The following is a 17230-nucleotide window of genomic DNA, read 5'->3' as shown; positions in this document are numbered from 1 at the left end:
ATCGCCCAGCATTGGCGGGCCGGGCCCCGTCCGGGGTCCGGCCCGTCACGTGCTCTCCCGCGACCGCCGTTCAGCGGGTGCGGGCGGCGAGCGTCAGTGGTACAGCGCCGCCCAGGTCCTGGTGTCGACCCTGCCGGTCGCGGCCAGATGGCTCTTCGCCTGGAACTTCTTCACGGCGGCGAGGGTGGTCCTGCCGAACTTCCCGTCGACCCCGCTCCACGGCAGGTACTTCCGGTTCGCCAGCAGGCACTGGACCTGCGAGACCCGAGGCCCGTGGTCCCCGTAGACGGTCAGCGCGCGGCCGTCGTAGAAGGCACAGGCGGCCCGCGGGGACACCGCCCCGGGTGCGGCGGCTGCGGCGGCGCTCGGCGTGGCCGCGTCGGCCGCCCCGGCGAAGCCGACCACGGACAGCAGGGCGGCGGCCGCCGCCACGGCGAGTGTGCGACCCGTTCGGAACATCGTCGGCCTCCCTCAGCAGTCCGGGACGCCGGCGATCTTCTGACCGCTGCTCTGCAGGTACACGTTGCTGACGTACGCGATGTCGCTGCCGCCGACCAGCGTGACCTTGCTCCACCACCTGTTGGTGCCGCCCTTCGGGCTCTGCACCGGCGTGGTGTTCCGGTTGGTCTGGCACCAGTCCCACAGGTACTGGTGCGAGACGGTGGCGAGGATGGTGGCGTTGGTCCGCGGGTACTCCCGCAGGTGCACGTTGGTGCCGGTGACGTACACCGTCTTGTGCGTCGGGGCCGTCTGGTGCTCGGCGGCCTGGGCCGCCGTCGGTGCCATCAGGAGCGCGGCCGCGCTGATGGCCGCGACGCCCGTCGCGATCAGGGTGCGCTTGGGTACGGACATGTCGTCTCTCTCCCCCGTTCATGACGACGCTGTGCTGGGTGAATCCCCCGCAGAACAGCCTGCCGGGCCGGCCGCTCCGCCGTCTTGGAAGAAAACGCACGGAAGCGGACTGATCGCATCCGAGGAGTCGCATCGCCTCGGCGCCGGGCGCCTGTTGGGGCCGGCCGCATCCCGGCACCGCCGGGCACCGCTCTTCGGTGCCGCCCATCGGCGCCGGCACCGGCCTCAGCCGGCCAGGACCAGGCTCGTGACCTCACCGGGCAGCCGGTCCACCATCGGCGGGCCGCCGTGGTCCCTGGCCCGCTCCGCCATGAACGTCCGCACCGTGCAGCCCGTCATCGCCTTGAACTCGCCGCACAGATGGGCCTGGTCGTAGAACCCGCAGCTCGCCGCGACCACCGAAGCCCGCTCGCCGGAGACCAGCAGTCGGCGCGCACGCTGGATCCGCAGCACGCGCGCGGCCGCCTTCGGCCGCTGCCCGATCTGCTCCCGGAAGCAATTCTCCAACTTCCGTACGCTCCAGCCGACTTCGTCGGCCAGTCGTGGCACCGGCACCGTCCCCGCGGTCCGGGTCAGCTCGGCCCAGGCCCGTACGGTCTGCGGCGCCGGCGACGGGCCGCGGCGGGCCCACCGCTGGAGGGTGCTGTCGAGCAGCTCGAACCGCGCCTCCCAGTCCGGGGCTTCGGCGAGCGCGTCGGTCAGGGCGCGGATCCGGTCTCCGGGCAGGGCGAACGGGTCGACGGGTCCCCCGGCGAGCTCGTGCTGGTCCAGTCCGAGGAGCGTGAACGCCATCCAGGGCGCGAAGTTGACCTCGACACCGCACAACCGCCCGCCGTGCACGGCCAGCATCGGGCCCGTGGACAGCCCGGACAGTACGGAGACGAGGGTCACGGGCGGCCGCTGGCGCCCGAGTCGGGTCAGGGTGATGGGGTGGTCCTCGAAGGCGAGTAGCAGCGTCGCCGCTCCTACGGGCGCCTCCAGTCGGCGGCGCGGACGGTCGAAGGCGAGTCTCAAGCCCCGGTATCCGATCACCCCGGGCCTCAGCCGGGGGTGGGGAAGTGCGAACGCGGTCTCCCACGTACCCAGTGGACAGGCACGCGGACGCGGGTCGGTGTCGGTAGCTGTCACGCGATGTACACGCCATCCGCACCGCGATGGTTCCCGGTGCCGACCGCCCGGCCGGCAGCCCGCCGACCTGCGCCGAGAGCCATGCCACACCACTGTCACCCCGCCCCTCGGGCACCACCGGGAACCCGGCGGCCCCGGGCCGGCCGCCGCCCCGGTCGCACCGGGTCGGCTCCTGCCCGCGGCCGTCGGCGCACCGCTCTGCGCGGCGGCGCCCAAGGACGTGCCCCGGGAAGCGCCGGTCGGCTCCCCCCGGTAGCAGGACTGCTGGTCTTTCGGCCCTGAACTCCCGGGCCAGTCCTTCCGGATGGGAAAATAGGCGTGCTGCACATTGATCTGATCGGCACCCCCGGAGGTGAGCAGCAGGCACCAACGGACCTCGAGAGGCACCGACGTCGTCGCCCGGTTCACCGTCAGCGTGGCATCGTATCTTCCCGGTAGGAAGGACCAGCCGTCCGCACGGAAGGACATGATTTTCGTCCACGGCTTGTCCTTCGCCAGCAGAAAGGCACCGGCGTCCTCGTCCTCGACCCAGAAGCTCTTCTGCGTCGCGACGTCGCTCTGCCAGTGGCCGTCCGCGTACCAGAGGAAGTCGACCTGGCCCTGCGGAGCGGTGGATCCCTCTCGCCGCAGGTGGAGGACGAGCCCGGTCACGGTCTCCGTGTTCTCGGTCTCGTTCGAGACGGAGATGACAGGCTGTGCGATGATCACCGCCTGGTTCGCAAGGCTGAGCAGGCGGATCATGTTCGGCATGGTAACGCTGACATCCGGACTCGAATGGAGCCCGACGAAATTGTAGAGAGAAAGGATCAGGGCCGAGATCGCGGCCACCAGCGACACCCATTTACTGGAGGTGTCCAGGTACTTTCGCTTTCCGCCCTTCCTGTCCTCTTCCGTCTTGCTCGCGGCCGACTTCTCCATGCCGTCCGCATGCGACTCGGAGATTGCTCCAGAATCCGGAGATCCGGATTCCGGGACTTCCTCATCGGACACCCACAGCCTCCAGCCACCTTGCGTCGCCACGGACCACCAACTGCTACCCAAGCAGCCGGTCCCGTGGTCCTGAAGTCCCTGAACAGGTGATTCGGACACCGGCACCGGGAGGTCACCGATCGATCGGGCAGCGTCTGGCCGGACGGCCGCCGTCGACCGGCCGGCATCCGTCGACCAGCAGGCTTCCCCGCCCTGCGGACTCCGGTCGAATAGCTGGATTCCGTTCGCACATACGAAAGATCCCTTTGGCTGGCTGCTCGCTCCGCCCGGAAGCAACAGGGGCATGCGAGTCGCCATCGTCACCGAGTCGTTCCCGCCCGAGGTCAACGGCGTCGCCCACAGTGTTCTGCAGACCGCCGAGCACCTGGTCCGCCGCGGCCACCAGCCGGGGCGGTGACCGAGCTCGCGGCGGACCCGGCCCGTAGGGCGGCCTACGGCCGGGCCGGGCGGGCGGACGTGACGGCCCGCACCTGGGAGAGCGTCGGCGACCGGCTGCTGGAGCACTACCGGCTGGCCCTCGCGGCACACCACGGCACGGCGCTGTCCGTCGCCTCACCGGCACTGCCGACGGCTCCGGCACCGGCCTTCCCCGAGGAGCAGCCCGCATGAGGTCCGCGCTGCGCATCGTCCGGGTCGCCAACTTCGTGACCCCGGTCTCCGGCGGGTTGCGCACCGCCCTGAAGCACCTCGGCGCGGGCTATCTGGCGGCCGGGCACCAACCGGTACTGGTCGTGCCCGGCGCCCGGCACAGCGACGAGTGGACCGATCACGGCCGGGTCATCACCCTGCCGGGTCCGGCGCACCGCGACCGGCCGGTCGCGTCCGATGACCGTGCGGTTCGCGGCCCTCGGTGACTCACTCACCGAGGGGGTGGGCGATCCGGTGCCGGACGGCTGGCGAGGCTGGGCCGCGGTACTGGCCCCGGCACTGTCCGACGGTCCGCTGGAGTTCCACAACCTCGCCCGGAGCGGTGCGCTCGCCGAAGACCTGACGGGGCGTCAACTGCCTTCGGCATTGGAGCTCCGCCCGCGTCTGGCCGCTCTCGTGGTCGGCGGCAACGACACGCTCAGGGCCGGTTTCGACATCGGCCGGACGGCGCGGCACCTGGACACCGCGATGGGCGCGCTGCGGGCCGGCTCGGCCGAGCTGCTCACCGCCTGCCTCCCCGACCCCGGCCGGCTGCTGCGCCTCCCGCAGCCGCTGGCCGACCCGCTGGCCCGGCGGATGCGGGCGCTCAACACGGTGGTGCACGAGCTCTCCGAGCGCCACCGGGCGGTCCATCTGCACCTGGCCGAGCTGCCCTGGCAGACCGAGCGCGCCCTGCTGAGCGTGGACCGGCTGCACCCCAGCGCGGGCGGCCCAGCTGATCGCCCGCGACTTCCACGCACTGCTCGCCGCGGCCGGGCACCAGCTCGGCCCGGCCCCGCTCGCCGAGCCGTTCACCCGGGCGCCGAGCCGCACCGCGGACCTGTGGTGGATGGCGACCCGAGGCACCCGGTGGGTCGTCGCACGCTGCACCGACCTGCTCCCGGGACTGCTGCTGCTCGCCGCCGCCGAGTCCTTCCACCGCCTCCGCCGTACCACCGCCCACCTCGACGTCCAGTCCTCCCGGGCCACCAACCTCGCCCTGGCGCGTGTACCGCGGTGAGCCACGGGGCCCGGCTCGCGGGGGCACGGACGCCCGCCCGCGCCGCGGGGTTCCTCACCCTGGACGGCCGACTGAGCGGCACACGCCGCCGTCCCCCCGACTACGATGGGCCCGTAACGGACGGAGAGGCAGCCATGGCTGAGCAACCGGCCGAACCGGCCGTCCCGACCGGCCCGGCGAGCGGCGCCCCGTCCGGCGAGGTCCCGAAGTCCTCGGGCCCCAGGAAGTCGAGCGTCGGGATCCACAGCATCGCCGAGACGGCGCGGTACTCGCTGACGGAGATGGGACCCGGGCGGAGCCTGCGGACCCTGCTCGCGCTGAACCAGGAGACCGGGTTCGACTGTCCGAGCTGCGCCTGGGCCGATCCCGCTCCGGAGCACCGGAAGAGGGCCGAGTTCTGCGAGACCGGCGCGAAGGCCGTCGCCTGGGAGGCGACCCGCAAGCGCGTCGGCGCCGAGTTCTTCGCCGCGCACTCGATCGCGGAACTGCGCGAGCGGGACGGCCACTGGCTCGAGTCACAGGGCCGGCTGACCGAGCCCATGTACCTCGCCCCGGATGCGACGCACTACGCACCCGTCTCCTGGGAGCACGCGCTCGCGCTCACCGCCGCCCGCCTGCGCGCCATGGCCGACCCGAACCGTGCCGTCTTCTACACCAGCGGCCGCACCAGCAACGAGGCCGCCTTCCTCTACCAGTTGCTGGCCCGCCGGCTCGGCACCAACAACCTGCCGGACTGTTCCAACATGTGCCATGAGTCGAGCGGCGCGGCCCTGGCGGAGACCATCGGCATCGGGAAGGGCGTGGTGACGCTCTCCGACATCACCGACCACGCCGATCTGATCATCCTGGTGGGCCAGAACCCCGGTACCTGCCACCCCCGGATGCTCACCGCCCTGGAGCAGGCCAAGCGCCGCGGCGCGCGGATCATCGCCGCCAACCCGCTCCCCGAGGCCGGCTTCGGCCGCTTCCACAACCCGCAGACCGTACGCGGACTGGCCGGGCCGGGCACCAGGCTCGCCGACCGCTACCTCCCGGTGCGGATCAACGGCGACCTCGCCCTGTTCGCGGGGCTGAACCGCGTCCTGGTCGACCGGGAGGGCTCCCGGCCGGGCAGCACCCTCGACCACGACTTCATCGACCGGTACTGCGAGGGTTTCGAGGCGGCCGCGACCGGCTGGCGCGCGCTGGACTGGCGGCGGCTCGAAACGATGAGCGGCCTGTCCCGGCACCGGATCGAGGACTGCGCGGCCGACGTGCTGAACGCCGACAGCATCGTCGTCTGCTGGGCGATGGGGATCACCCAGCACCACAACGCGGTCGCCACCATCCGCGAAATCGTCAACTTCCTTCTGCTGCGCGGCAACATCGGACGTCCCGGTGCCGGTCCCGCACCGATCCGAGGGCACAGCAACGTCCAGGGCGACCGGACCATGGGCATCTGGGAGAAGATGCCCGACGCCTTCCTGGACCGGCTCCGCGACGAATTCGGCTTCGATCCGCCCCGCGCGCACGGCCTGGACACCGTCGACTCGATCCGGGCCATGCGCGACGGCAGGATCGACGTGTTCTTCGCCCTCGGCGGCAACTTCGTCTCGGCCACCCCCGACACGGCGGTCACCGAGGCCGCGATGGCCAACTGCGGCCTGACCGTCCACGTGTCGACCAAACCGAACCGGTCCCACCTGTGCCACGGCACCGAGGCGCTGATCCTGCCCTGCCTCGGCCGCACCGAACGCGACCGGCAGGCCTCCGGTGAGCAGTTCGTCACGGTCGAGGACACCATGGCCATGGTGCACGCCTCCCGCGGCCGCCTGCTGCCCGGATCACCGCACCTGCGCAGCGAGGTCGCGATCATCGCCGACCTCGGACACGAACTCTTCGGCGACGAACTCGGCTGGCGGGCCATGCGCGACGACTACGCCGTGATCCGCCGCCACATCGAGCACGTCGTCCCCGGCTTCCACGCCTTCGAGCAGCGGGCCGGGCAGCCCGGCGGATTCATGCTCCCCCGGGGCCCGCACGACTCCCGCACCTTCAACACACCCACCGGCCGGGCCCGGTTCACCGTCAACCCGCCGACCTCGGTCGAAGTCCCGCCAGGGCACCTGCTGCTGACGACCGTACGCTCGCACGACCAGTTCAACACCACCGTCTACGGGCTCGACGACCGCTACCGCGGCATCAAGGGCGGCCGGCGCGTCGTCCTCCTCAACGAGGACGACCTCCGCGACCTCGGCCTGCACGACGGCGACCTGGTCGACCTGGTCAGCGTCTACCCCGACGGCGAACGCCGCGCGAGCGGTTTCCGCGCCGTCCGGTACCCGGCCCCGCGCGGCTGCGCCGCGGCCTACTACCCGGAGGTCAACGTGCTGGTGCCGCTCGACTCCACGGCCGAGATCAGCAACACGCCGGCGACGAAGTCCATCGTGATCCGCGTCGAACCCGCAGGTGGCGGACCGGCCCCCGGTCGGGCCTGACCGCGCCCGGGCCGCCGCCGCGGCGGAGCGCGTACGCGGTCGAGCCCGAACGGCGGGACCGAAACAGCGGGTTGGACCAGCGGTGGGCACTTCCACGGCACCGCCCCCGGCCGGTATCGGCAGAACCCGGGACCGGCGGAACGCGGGATCGGCAGAACCCGGGATCGGCAAAGCATCCGTGCCCGGCCCGCTTCACCGCCGGCGTGCCCGGACCGGGTCCGACGACCAGGACGCGACGGTCTCGGGCACCCCACCGTCCACGGCGCGGCAGTCCTGCCCCACGCCCACCGAGGTCGTGGCCGCGCCGGCGCGCTCCCCGCTCTCCTCGTCCAGCCGGTCCATGACGATCATCGCCACATCGTCCGCCAGACAGCCCTCGGTGTGGCTGATCAGGCCCTGGTGCAGCCGTTCCAGGAACTCCGCCGGGGTGCACGTCCGCATCGCTGCCTCCGCCTCCATGGCCTGCGGCAGGGCGAAGAAGTCGTTGTCGCGGTTACGGGCTTCGATCACGCCGTCGGTGTGCAGCAGCAGCCGGTCGCCGGGCGCGAAGCGATAGCTGTCCGGCTCGGCGGGAGGACCGGTGATGAAGCCCTCCAGGCCGAGCGGCGGCAGCGGTGAACCGGGAATCAGTGCCTGCACCTTGCCCTCGCGCAGCATCAGGGGCGGCGGATGGCCGCGGTTGACCACCTCGACCACGGGCCGGTCGGAGACCTGGGCGACGATCGCGGTGACGAAGTCCTCGGTCTGATCGCCCGCGTCGCCCAGGCCGGCCACACTCGGCATGGCGAACTCCCGTTGCAGCGCGGCCGCACAGTGGTTCACCACCTCCACCAGGTCGTCCTCGTAGTGCACGGCCTCCCGGAACGCACCCAGTACGGCCGCGGCCAGCCGCACGGCCGGCAACCCCTTCCCCCGGACGTCCCCCACGATCATCCGGACCCCGTACCGGGTCTGCACCGCCTCGTACAGGTCCCCGCCGATCTGCGCCCCCTCCTCGGCCGCGAGGTACAGGCTGGCCGCCCGCACCGGGCCCAACCGGGTGGCCACGGGTCTCAGCAGCACCCGCTGCGCCGCCGCGGCGATCCGGCGGACCTGGTCCAGCTCGCTCTGCCGCCGGGCACTGATCGCGCTGCTGGCCGCGACGCTGGCCGCGGAGACCAGGAGGATGGCCAGCAGGTTGGTATAGACCTGCTGGCCGCCCCAGGCCTGGTTGTAGCTGGCGGTGGTCACACTGACGGCCACCGCGACACCCGCCGCCGCGACAGTGCCCTTGGGGCCCATGGTCACCGCGGCCAGCGCCGGGGTCGCGGTGAGCAGCGGGCCGGTGTACACGAAGTGCGCGGGCGAGAGCTCGATGCCCACCACGACCAGCGCGATCGCGAACGGCACACACTGTGCGACGGCGAAGAGCCGGCCGTGACCGCGACCACCGGCTCCCGGTCGAGGGGCTGAGCGGAAGATCGACCGCATGCGTCCAGCCTGCCTCGCGGCGATCCAGTGTTCCACCCTGCGCCCTTGACCTCCGGCCGGGCCGGGACTTGCGGGTCCCGGCCCGGCCCCGACCCGCGCGGCGCCCTCCTCCGGCGAACCCGCCACGCGGATCAGGCCGCACCGACTCCGGCGGGCCGGGCCGCGGGGGCGGGCTCGCCAGGCTGCGAAGCGGGGCCGTCGTAGTGGCCGTCGCCCTCGATGTCCACATGGGGCAGCAGGCGGTCGAGCCAGCCCGGCAGCCACCAGTTGCCGGTTCCGAGCAGGACCATCGTGGACGGGACGAGGATGCCGCGGACGATCGTGGCGTCGAGCGCGACGGCAGTGGCCAGGCCGATGCCGAACATCTTCACCACCGGGTCGTCCGACAGCAGGTAGCTGAGGAAGACGCTGACCATGATCAGGGCGGCGGAGGTGATGATCCGCCCGGTCCCGGCGAGGCCGCTGACCACCGAGCGGCGGTTGTCACCGTGGCGCAGGTAGGCCTCGCGGACGGCGGTCAGCAGGAAGACCTCGTAGTCCATCGAGAGGCCGAAGAGCACGGCGAACATCAGCAGCGGCACGTAGCCGGGGATCGGGACCGGGCCGTCCAGCCCGATCAGGGTGGCTCCCCGGCCCCACTGGAAGATCGCGGTGAGGATGCCGTAGGCGGCGGCGACCGAGAGCAGGTTCATCACGGCCGCCTTCGCCGCGACGACCGGTGAGCGGAAGGCCAGCAGGAGCAGCAGTCCGGCGATCGTGAGGACGAAGGCGACCACCAGCGGCATCCGCCGGGCGAGCCGGTCGTTCAGGTCCACCTGGGCGGCCGGGGTGCCTCCGACGTGGGTGACCTGGCCGGTGCCGCCCGTGGCGTGCGGCAAGGTGTCGTCGCGCAGCCGGTGGACGAGCGCGGCGGTCCCGGGGTCCGAGGGTGCCGTGGCAGGGGTGACCACCCAGCGGACGTGCGTACCGTCGGAGCCGAGCTGCGCCGGGCCGACGGACGCCACGCCCGGGGTGGCCTGCAGCGCCCGGGTGACGGCGGCGACGCGGCTGTCCTGGGAACCGGCAGCGCGGGCGGGGAGCGTGTCGACCACCTGGAGGGTGCCGTTCACGCCGGGACCGAAGGCGGCGGCCAGTCGGTCGTACGCGGTACGGCCATTCGTGCCGACGGCGTTCGAGCCGGCGTCGAGCTGCCCGAACCTCAACTGGGTCGCGGGAACGGCCAGGACGCCGATCAGGGCCAGGCCCGCCAGCAGGCTGCGCCAGGGCCGGGCGGCGACGTGCTCCGCGATCCGGGCCCAGCCGCGGGGCCGGGGGGCGGCCTGTGCTGCTGCCCGTTCCGCCTCGCCGGCCGGGCTCCCCGTACCGCCGGGGCGGGCCGCCTTCGGGGTGAGACTGCGCCCGAGCAGGGCCAGGACGGCCGGGAGCAGGGTGAGGTTGACCGCCAGGGCGACCAGCACCGCGATGCCCGGGGCCAGGGCCAGCGCGTAGAGCAGTGGCAGGCCGCCGAGCGCGAGGCCCGCGAGCGCGGCGACCACCGCGCTCGCGGCGAACGCCACGGCCTTGCCCGATCCGGCCGTGGTCCGGGCCACCGCGTCCTCGATGCCCACGCCGGCCGCGCGCAGTTCGCGGAACCGGGAGAGGCAGAACAGGGTGTAGTCGATTCCCACGCCGAGGCCGATCATGGCCGCGATGGTGGTGCCCGAGGAGGGCATGTCGATGAGGTGCCCCACCAGCCCGAGCACGGAGAGCGAGACGCCGAGCCCGATCACCCCCGCGACCAGCGGCAACCCGGCCGCGACCAGGCCGCCGAAGGAGACGGCGAGGATGACGAACGCCGTCGCCAGGCCGATGACCTCGCTGTACTCGGTGGAGTGCCGGTCCGCCGCGGTGGCGAGGTTGCCGCCGGGGGTGACCTCGATCCCGGCCTGGGCGGCGGGCCGGGCCGCGGCCACGATCTGCCGGGTGATCTCCGGCGTGATGTCCCGCCCGGTGACGTCGAGTTCGACCGAGAGATAGGCCGTGTGGCCGTCCGAGCTCATGGCCGTCCGGCCGGCCTGGTCGTACGGCGTGGTGACGGCGACGACGTGGTCCACCCGTGCGATGGCACCGGCCGCCTGCTGGACGGCCGCGGCCGGATCCGGCGCGGTCAGCGGCGCGGCACCGGCGCCGGTGTGCAGGACGACGGGCTGCTTGCCCGACGGGGCGCCTGCGAAGAACGCCTCGCCGATGTCCCGCGCGGCCTGGCTGTCGCTGCCCGGGATGGACACCGCCTCAACTGTGACCCGGCCGTACCAGGTCACGGCGGCGATCGCGGTGGCGATCAGCAGCAGCCACGCGGCCACGGTCCGCTTCGGTCTGCGGGCGCACCAGCGCCCCACCGTCATGAACATCGGCGAATTGCCCTCTCCTGCGGCGGTGGACGCACCGCGCCCCCGCCAGTGAACTAATTGCACTTGGCGTGCAGCATTACGGTTGCATCCACAGTGCAACAATGTCAACGAGAGGACGGAGGACCCGAGGTGAAGCAGTCGGCTCAGGCCGCGACCGGCCGTGCCCCGGAGGGCCGTGCTACGGACGGCCGGACGGAGCGCGGGCGACAGACCCGCGAGAAGATCGCCGATGCGATGCTGTCCCTGCTGGACGAGGGCGAGTCGCGGTTCGTGGCGGAGCGCATCGCCGAACGCGCCGGAGTGTCACGGCGCCTGGTGTTCCACCACTTCGAGGACATGGCCCAGCTCGCCGAGACCGCCATCAACCGCCGACTGGACCAACTCGCCGCCCAGGTCAGGCCGTTGCCGACCGAGGGTCCGAGAGACGAACGGGTGGCGGCGCTCGCCGAACAGCGCGCACGGATCCTGGAGTGGCTGACCCCGACCCGGCTGGCGGTGATGCGACTGGAGGACCCGTCCGAACGCGTCCAGCAGGTCGTCCAGCAGATGCTGCTCTTCGCCAGGCAGCGGCTGACCGAGATCTTCGCCGTCGAACTCGACCGGCTGCCCGAGGACCGTCGAAGCGACCTGCTCAACGGGCTGGACGCGGTCACCACCTGGAGCACCTGGCACCACTGGCGCAGCGTCGCCGGGCTGGACGTCGACTCGGCCCGCCGCACCATGGCGGCGACGGTGCACGCACTGCTGGCCGCAGCCGACCACCCGTGACCGCCGCCACCGCGTACCAGCCGCCTGCGATCCGTGGACGACGTCCACCCCGGACCGGAGGCCCGGCCGTGGACGGCTCAGATGCTACCGATGCGCCGCCCGGTGACCCGTTCCGGCTGGATCCGCACCCACAGCGGACGGTGCCCGCCGGCCCACGGCCGGCTACCGGGCAGCCTCGCCAGCCGTTCGACGGCCTCGAGGTCGTCGACGTGCCGCGTCGTACCGACGACGAGCACGCTCCAGCCCTGTCTCAGACGGTCGTCGATGTGGTCGACCTGGACGGACACCGAGGTGTCGGCGGCGACGGCGGCACCGCCGTTCGGGTCCGTGCGGTAGACGACCGTCCGGGCGTCGATCAGGTAGTTGACCGGGAAGACCACCGGGCCGGGTTCGGCCGCCAGCGCGATCCGGCCGATGCCGTGGTCGCCGAGCATCTCCCAGCACTCGGGCTCGGTGAGGCGGAACAGGGCCGGCCGCGCGGCCGCCCCGGGCTGTCCCGGTGGGGCGTCGCTCCGCCCTTCGAGCAGCTCGCGGCGGGTGAGGCGCAGCGCCGCCGCGACGCGGAGGAAACCGTTGGGGTCGAGCTCGGGCCCCGCCTCCGCCAGATGCCGCAGGTAGCCGGGCGACATCGCCGCCAGCTTCGCCAGCTCTGCCTCGGTCAAGCCGAGCTGTGCACATCGCTCGGCGATGTGCCGCGCGAGGACGCCCGGAGCAACAGGTCGCACCGCCGGATCGGTGGCCGGGGTGTTCTCGTTCACGGTGGTTCCTCTCCGCCGGCCTCCGGTCAGGGTGTCCGGGCCGGCCGCTCCGCCCCGTCGTGTCCAGGGTTCTCCATGGAGCCCGGGTGTGCCACAGCGCGGTGTGGGGCCCGGGACGGACACCGGGCTCCGGGGACGGGACGCACGCGCGGGTACGGTGCCACGCGGGTGAGGCTCAGCCGCCGTCCGCCTCCAGTACTTCGGAGACCGGCAGCCGGGGCGTCCGCGCCCCCTCCGGTCCGTAGCCGAGGCGGATCAGGATCTGCACGTGTCCCGGCCCCCGATGCGGATCGCGGGCCGCCCAGCGCAGGTCGGGCCACTCCATCGCCTGGTGCAGCAACGAGGCGCGCACCCGGTGGACGGTGGCCGTCAGCAGGACGTGCTCCAGCGCCAGCCCGGCGCGCAGCCAGTCCACCGGCCGGTCGTGATCGGTGGCGAGCACCGCGATGCACGGCTCGGCCTCGAAGGCCTCGGGGGCCTGGTGCTCGGCGGGGTGGATGGCGGAGAAGTCCCGCATCGGCATGCGCCCGGCGGCGTCCTGCGGGCCGAGGGCGGCGGCCGGGATGCCGTACGGCTCGCCACCCGGCCCCTGGACCCAGTCGCGGCTCTCGGCGCGGTGCTCCGGATCGGTGACGTTGCGCCGCTCGGCCTCGGCCGTGAGGTGGAGCAGTCTGGTCCTCTCCTCCCGGTCGGGGAAGTAGAGCACGGCGTCCTCCCCGTGCGCGGCCTCGACGAGTTCGTTGCGTATCTCGACTGCGATCGGTGGCCCGGTGAACGGGGTGCGGACGGTGTGCCGGTGCCAGATCGCGTCGTACAGCTCGGCCGTCCGCGGCGACTGCGTCCGGGACGGTTCGTCCAGGCGGACGGCGGCCAGCAGGCCGGTTTCGGCCGGGTCCGGCAGCAGGTTCACCTCGGGTGCCCAGCCGAGCCGGCGGGCCGCGGTGCACAGGTTGAGCAGTGCCGCGCCGACCGAGATGTGCAGGGCGCGCCCTTCGGGGTCGCTGGCCGGCAGCGACCGCTCGGGCGCGGCACGGACCTCGAGGACGCCGCTCTCGGACCGGAAGCGGTAGTGCCAGGGCTGGGTGTTGTGGATGGACGGAGCGGCCACCGCGGCGGCGATGAGCTTCTCCAGCGCGGCGGCGTCCGGAGCCATGGCGGCCATGGCGGTCTCCTGGGTGGTTTCGGTCAGCCGGGGGCGGGCCCGGTCGGCCCTGCTCCGGAACGCAGGACCTCCAGACGGTGGCGGTACTCGTCCGCGTCGATCTCGCCCCTGGCGAAGCGCTCCGCGAGCACCTGCTCGGCTTCGGGCTGGGCGGGCGGTGTCTGCGGGGTCGGGGTCCAGGCGGCGGGATGCTGCTGGGCCGTGCGGCCGAGGTGCCTTGCCAGGGCGACGATGCCGAGGACGATGAGCGCCCAGACGAGCAGCATGCCGACGGCCATCAGGCCGAAACCCAGGAGATGCGCGCCGTGGCCGTACCAGTACGTCATCGCGGGCCTCCTCAGTGGTACGCGGTGGGTCGGATGCCCTCACCATCCATCGTGCGGCCGATCCGGCGGGCACGGCTCGGGCTGTTCGACTCCGGCCGCCGGGACGTGCCGGCTCGGTGCGGTGGTGCGGTGCTTGGAGGATCAGGCCGGTCCGTCCCGCCACGCCAGGTGCTCGGCGACGGCTTGGCGGACCAGGTCCGCCGCGCGGGGCACCGCCGCGGCCACGTCCTGGCTGAGGCCCTCGCCCTCGGTGAAGTCCGCGCCCTCGACCGCGACGATCAGCAGCTCGCGCGGCAGCCGGCCGAGGACGGCGGCCAGTCCGACCGCCTCTCCGAGGCCGAGGCCGTGGGAGTCGGCGGCGTGGCTCTCGGCCATCGCGCCGCCGGGGTCGTCCGGGCTCACCCGCACCTGGTGGAGCCGGCCGGGCTCGGCGGGGTGCGAGTGCACGGCGTCGACCACCACGGCCAGGCCGGCGCCCTCCCAGAGTTCGATGAGGCGGGACGGCTCGCCGTCGCTCAGGGCGATCCGGTCGGCGGGGAGCCGGTCGGCGGCCAGTTCGGCCAGGACGGCTACGGCCGCACCGTCGTCGTGGCGGTACTCGTCGCCGACGCCGATCAGGACGATCCGGTCCTCGGCCGACTCACCGGGCATCTCGGGCATGACGCTCATCTCCATTCCATGGTGAGGCCCCGAGGCGCGCGGCGCAGCACCGGCCGAACGCGGATGCCCGAGCCGGGCCTCGCTGCCGTCCCGGGAGTTCGCTCCAGCTCGTCCGGTCCGTTCCACCCCGGGCGACCCGGGTCCGTGCCCTTCCGGTGGTGTGCGGCGAAGCCCAGCGCGCAGGATGGGTGAACCACGGTGGAGACACCGAGGCCGGTGTCGGGCCGATCCGGCGGCGGCGCTCCGGTCTCCGCCGGTCCGCAGGCACCCGGTCCCGGCCGGGCCGATCGGCGCCGCGGGGCTGTGCCGGTCAGTGGCCGGCGGGCCGACCGCCCCGGGAGCCCTGGAGGAGATCGTGAACGGACCCATCGTCGTCGGCTTCGACGGGTCGCCGGAGAGCACGGCCGCCACCGACTGGGCGGCGCGGGAGGCGCAGCGCCGCAGACTGCCGCTTGAGCTGCTCCAGGCCTGGCCCTGGCAGCACGGCCAGCCGCTGGGCAGCGAGGAGGCGAAGCGGTGGGGAAAGCAGCAGTTGGCGCGGAAGGAGGCCGAGTTGGGCGCGCTGCTCTCCGGTGTGGAGGTGACCGCCGCCCACATCCCCGGTGGCGTACCCGCGGAGGTGCTTGCGACGGCCGGGCGGAACGCCACGATGCTCGTGCTCGGCTCGCGCGGCCTCAGCGCGTTGCGCGGGTTCCTGGTCGGTTCGGTGAGCCAGGAGGTGCTGGCCCGGGCGGGCTGCCCGGTGGTGCTCGTCCGTGCGGGCATCACCGCGGCGGACGAGCACCCGGCGTCACCGGAGGCGGCGGCGCCGCCGGCCGACGCCCCCTACCGCGAGGTCGCCCTCGGCCTGGACACCAAGCATCCGTGCGACGAGGTACTGGCTTTCGCCTTCGAGGCCGCCTCGGTCCGTTCGGCGCCGCTGCGGGTGGTCCGCGCCTGGGGCCCGCCGAGCGGCACCGAGTACTTGGCCTTCGGCTCCATCGGCGGTCTGGAGAAGGACCTGGCTAGGATCGAGCACGACACGGTCGAGCGGCGGCTTGCGCCCTGGCGCGAGCGGTACCCGCAGGTGGAGGTCCTGACGACGGTGGCGCTCGGCAACGCCGCCGTCACGCTGCTGGAGGAGACACCGCAGGCCGGGCTCCTGGTGATCGGCCGCCGTACCCGGCGCGCGCCGATCGGATCGCATCTGGGCCCGGCCGCTCACGCCGTGATCCACCACGCCCGCTGCCCGGTCGCGGTCGTCCCGTTCGGCTGACCGGGCGTCCACCGAGCAGGGGAAGGCCGTCAGCGGTTGACGGACTTCGCGCGCCGCCTTCCCGCTCCTCATCGCGGGGTCGCGCGACCTCACAGCTCGGTCAGCTCGCCCAGGCCCAGAGCGCGCAGGGTGTGGTTGGCCATGTGCAGGTGGCCGACGGTGCGAAGGCTGATCACAATCACCCGGCCGTGAACTGTGCGGGGCTCGGTAGGGCGGTCGGTGTTCCCGGCGGAACCCGGCCCGGCACGACACCCTCGTGGTCCGTCGCCCGGCGCCGGCGTTCGGCCCTGCCTGGCGCGGCCTTCCCGGCGACGCTGCGGCCGGCAACTGGACCGACTACGCAGTGGTGACGCTGCAGCGGAAAGCTTCGCATATGCCAGATAACTATGACGATGTCTCACCGCTCCACGGCTTGGCCCGACAGGCGCACGCCTGGAGCCGGCCACTCCTCCTCGAACCGTCATCCGCCCGGACCGACGTACTCGATCGGCTGGTGAGCTGGTGGTCACACCATCGCGACCCGGGCGGGTCGCAGCCGCCGGCAGCCGTGACCCCGAGGGGCTTCCCGGTGGGCGGCCTGCCGGCGTACCAGCGTACTGGCCAGGGGCCGGGCGAGGGCAACTAGCGGGCGTAGCACGGCCTTTCGGGCGCAGCACGGTGCATGGCCGCCTGGTGCGAGGAGGCTTGGGTGACGGCGGCGCGTTCAGTAGTGGAGCGCCGCCTTCGCCACCACGAGGACCACTCCGAGCAGGAGGTTGACGCCACCGTTGAGCAGCACGATGCGACGCGAGGCGCCTGCCCGGAGGACGGGGACGGTCGCCCAGCCGACCTGTTCGGCCAGGGCGACAGCCAGCGCGAGCCACGCGGTCCCCTCCACCCCCAGGTCCAGGAGCGGGCCGATCGCCACAGCGACGGCCGGCGGGACGGCCACCTTGACGATCGGCCATTCGGCGACGGCCACCCTGCGGACGTCCTCCCCGGTCAGGGGCTGGTGCAGCAGCCGTTCCCCCACGATGCGCGCGTAGACGTGCGCCGCCCAGAAGACCAGACCGGTGATGAGCAGCAGCGCCACCAGCTTGATCCGCGGGAACGGACCGAGGGTCCCCGCGGTGGCCACCACCGACGCCGCGAGGATCGAGCCGTAGACGGCCCCGGCGTAGTCAGTCCGGCCTCCGGCGGACGGCTTCGGCGCGTCACCCTCCGCACCGCCGTCCGCACCGCCGTCCGCACCGCCGTCCGCGGCAGCTCGATCTCCCACGCTCCCCAGGATCAGCCCGGACGCGCGGAGCCGCACAGCGACCGCCGCCGGTCGGCCGCCCTCGGCGCCCTCGGCAGGGCCGGCCCGC

At 73.2% G+C, this 17230-nt stretch carries 16 protein-coding genes and 1 pseudogene; 7 read left to right on the top strand and 10 right to left on the bottom strand.

Features of this window, described 5'->3' with window-relative positions:
- Positions 1-93 precede the first annotated feature (93 nt).
- The 3 genes from ACWDAK_RS12215 to ACWDAK_RS12205 all read right to left on the bottom strand — a co-directional run bounded on the left by ACWDAK_RS12215 (position 94) and on the right by ACWDAK_RS12205 (position 2898).
- The gene (locus tag ACWDAK_RS12215) at positions 94-459 is read right to left on the bottom strand and encodes a peptidoglycan-binding domain-containing protein (RefSeq protein WP_344637460.1); all 366 of its coding nucleotides are present in this window, start codon (positions 457-459) and stop codon (positions 94-96) included.
- A 12-nt stretch (positions 460-471) separates the two neighbouring features.
- Positions 472-852 carry a peptidase M23 gene (locus ACWDAK_RS12210; RefSeq protein ID WP_344637461.1) on the bottom strand — a complete coding sequence of 127 codons (381 nt, stop codon included), beginning with the start codon at positions 850-852 and terminating at the stop codon, positions 472-474.
- Between the two features lie 225 nt (positions 853-1077).
- Positions 1078-2898 carry a helix-turn-helix domain-containing protein gene (locus ACWDAK_RS12205; RefSeq protein ID WP_449806459.1) on the bottom strand — a complete coding sequence of 607 codons (1821 nt, stop codon included), beginning with the start codon at positions 2896-2898 and terminating at the stop codon, positions 1078-1080.
- A gap of 465 nt (positions 2899-3363) precedes the next feature.
- Here ACWDAK_RS12205 and ACWDAK_RS12200 point away from each other — a divergent pair, with 465 nt between their 5' ends.
- The 5 genes and pseudogenes from ACWDAK_RS12200 (at position 3364) to ACWDAK_RS12180 (ending at position 7095) form a co-directional block, all read left to right on the top strand.
- Positions 3364-3579 carry a hypothetical protein gene (locus ACWDAK_RS12200; RefSeq protein ID WP_344637463.1) on the top strand — a complete coding sequence of 72 codons (216 nt, stop codon included), beginning with the start codon at positions 3364-3366 and terminating at the stop codon, positions 3577-3579.
- Positions 3576-3824, top strand: a complete 249-nt coding sequence (locus ACWDAK_RS12195) for a hypothetical protein (RefSeq protein WP_425557651.1) — start codon at positions 3576-3578, stop codon at positions 3822-3824. Before ACWDAK_RS12200 ends, ACWDAK_RS12195 begins: the two co-directional genes overlap by 4 nt.
- Positions 3796-4269, top strand: a pseudogene (locus ACWDAK_RS12190) (SGNH/GDSL hydrolase family protein); the annotation flags it as partial. The gene ACWDAK_RS12195 and the pseudogene ACWDAK_RS12190, both read left to right, overlap by 29 nt.
- A gap of 178 nt (positions 4270-4447) precedes the next feature.
- Complete coding sequence (locus ACWDAK_RS12185; RefSeq protein ID WP_427394276.1) at positions 4448-4618, top strand: hypothetical protein; 171 nt, start codon at positions 4448-4450, stop codon at positions 4616-4618.
- Between the two features lie 134 nt (positions 4619-4752).
- Positions 4753-7095, top strand: coding sequence for an FdhF/YdeP family oxidoreductase (locus ACWDAK_RS12180; RefSeq protein WP_427394275.1), 2343 nt, complete (start codon positions 4753-4755; stop codon positions 7093-7095).
- Between the two features lie 192 nt (positions 7096-7287).
- Here the strand turns inward: ACWDAK_RS12180 and ACWDAK_RS12175 are convergent, their stop codons facing one another.
- Together ACWDAK_RS12175 and ACWDAK_RS12170 are read right to left on the bottom strand one after the other, a co-directional pair.
- Positions 7288-8484: a PP2C family protein-serine/threonine phosphatase gene (locus tag ACWDAK_RS12175; protein ID WP_427394265.1), complete on the bottom strand. Its 1197-nt coding sequence runs from the start codon at positions 8482-8484 to the stop codon at positions 7288-7290.
- A 212-nt stretch (positions 8485-8696) separates the two neighbouring features.
- Positions 8697-10955 carry an MMPL family transporter gene (locus ACWDAK_RS12170; protein WP_427394264.1) on the bottom strand — a complete coding sequence of 753 codons (2259 nt, stop codon included), beginning with the start codon at positions 10953-10955 and terminating at the stop codon, positions 8697-8699.
- Positions 10956-11084: 129 nt separating this feature from the next.
- On the opposite strand from ACWDAK_RS12170, the gene ACWDAK_RS12165 reads away from it, so the two are divergent.
- Entirely contained in the window at positions 11085-11723 is a 639-nt protein-coding gene (locus ACWDAK_RS12165; RefSeq protein WP_427394263.1) for a TetR/AcrR family transcriptional regulator, read from the top strand.
- Between the two features lie 77 nt (positions 11724-11800).
- Here ACWDAK_RS12165 and ACWDAK_RS12160 read toward each other — a convergent pair whose 3' ends face one another.
- The 4 genes from ACWDAK_RS12160 to ACWDAK_RS12145 form a co-directional block, all read right to left on the bottom strand.
- Positions 11801-12481 (bottom strand): pyridoxamine 5'-phosphate oxidase family protein, encoded by a 681-nt coding sequence (locus tag ACWDAK_RS12160; protein ID WP_427394262.1) that lies wholly within the window; start codon positions 12479-12481, stop codon positions 11801-11803.
- Positions 12482-12656: 175 nt separating this feature from the next.
- A complete protein-coding gene (locus ACWDAK_RS12155) occupies positions 12657-13643 on the bottom strand; it encodes an Acg family FMN-binding oxidoreductase (RefSeq protein ID WP_427394261.1) in 987 nt (328 codons plus the stop codon).
- Positions 13644-13666: 23 nt separating this feature from the next.
- Positions 13667-13969: an SHOCT domain-containing protein gene (locus ACWDAK_RS12150; protein ID WP_344637471.1), complete on the bottom strand. Its 303-nt coding sequence runs from the start codon at positions 13967-13969 to the stop codon at positions 13667-13669.
- A 141-nt stretch (positions 13970-14110) separates the two neighbouring features.
- Entirely contained in the window at positions 14111-14638 is a 528-nt protein-coding gene (locus ACWDAK_RS12145) for a hydrogenase maturation protease (protein WP_344637472.1), read from the bottom strand.
- A 346-nt stretch (positions 14639-14984) separates the two neighbouring features.
- On the opposite strand from ACWDAK_RS12145, the gene ACWDAK_RS12140 reads away from it, so the two are divergent.
- Entirely contained in the window at positions 14985-15884 is a 900-nt protein-coding gene (locus tag ACWDAK_RS12140; RefSeq protein ID WP_344637473.1) for a universal stress protein, read from the top strand.
- A 703-nt stretch (positions 15885-16587) separates the two neighbouring features.
- Here the strand turns inward: ACWDAK_RS12140 and ACWDAK_RS12135 are convergent.
- Complete coding sequence (locus ACWDAK_RS12135; protein WP_427394260.1) at positions 16588-17142, bottom strand: hypothetical protein; 555 nt, start codon at positions 17140-17142, stop codon at positions 16588-16590.
- Between the last annotated feature and the right edge of the window lie 88 nt (positions 17143-17230).

The sequence above is a fragment of the Kitasatospora sp. NPDC001175 genome (assembly GCF_053598215.1).
This window is presented reverse-complemented; position numbering and strand designations above follow the sequence as displayed.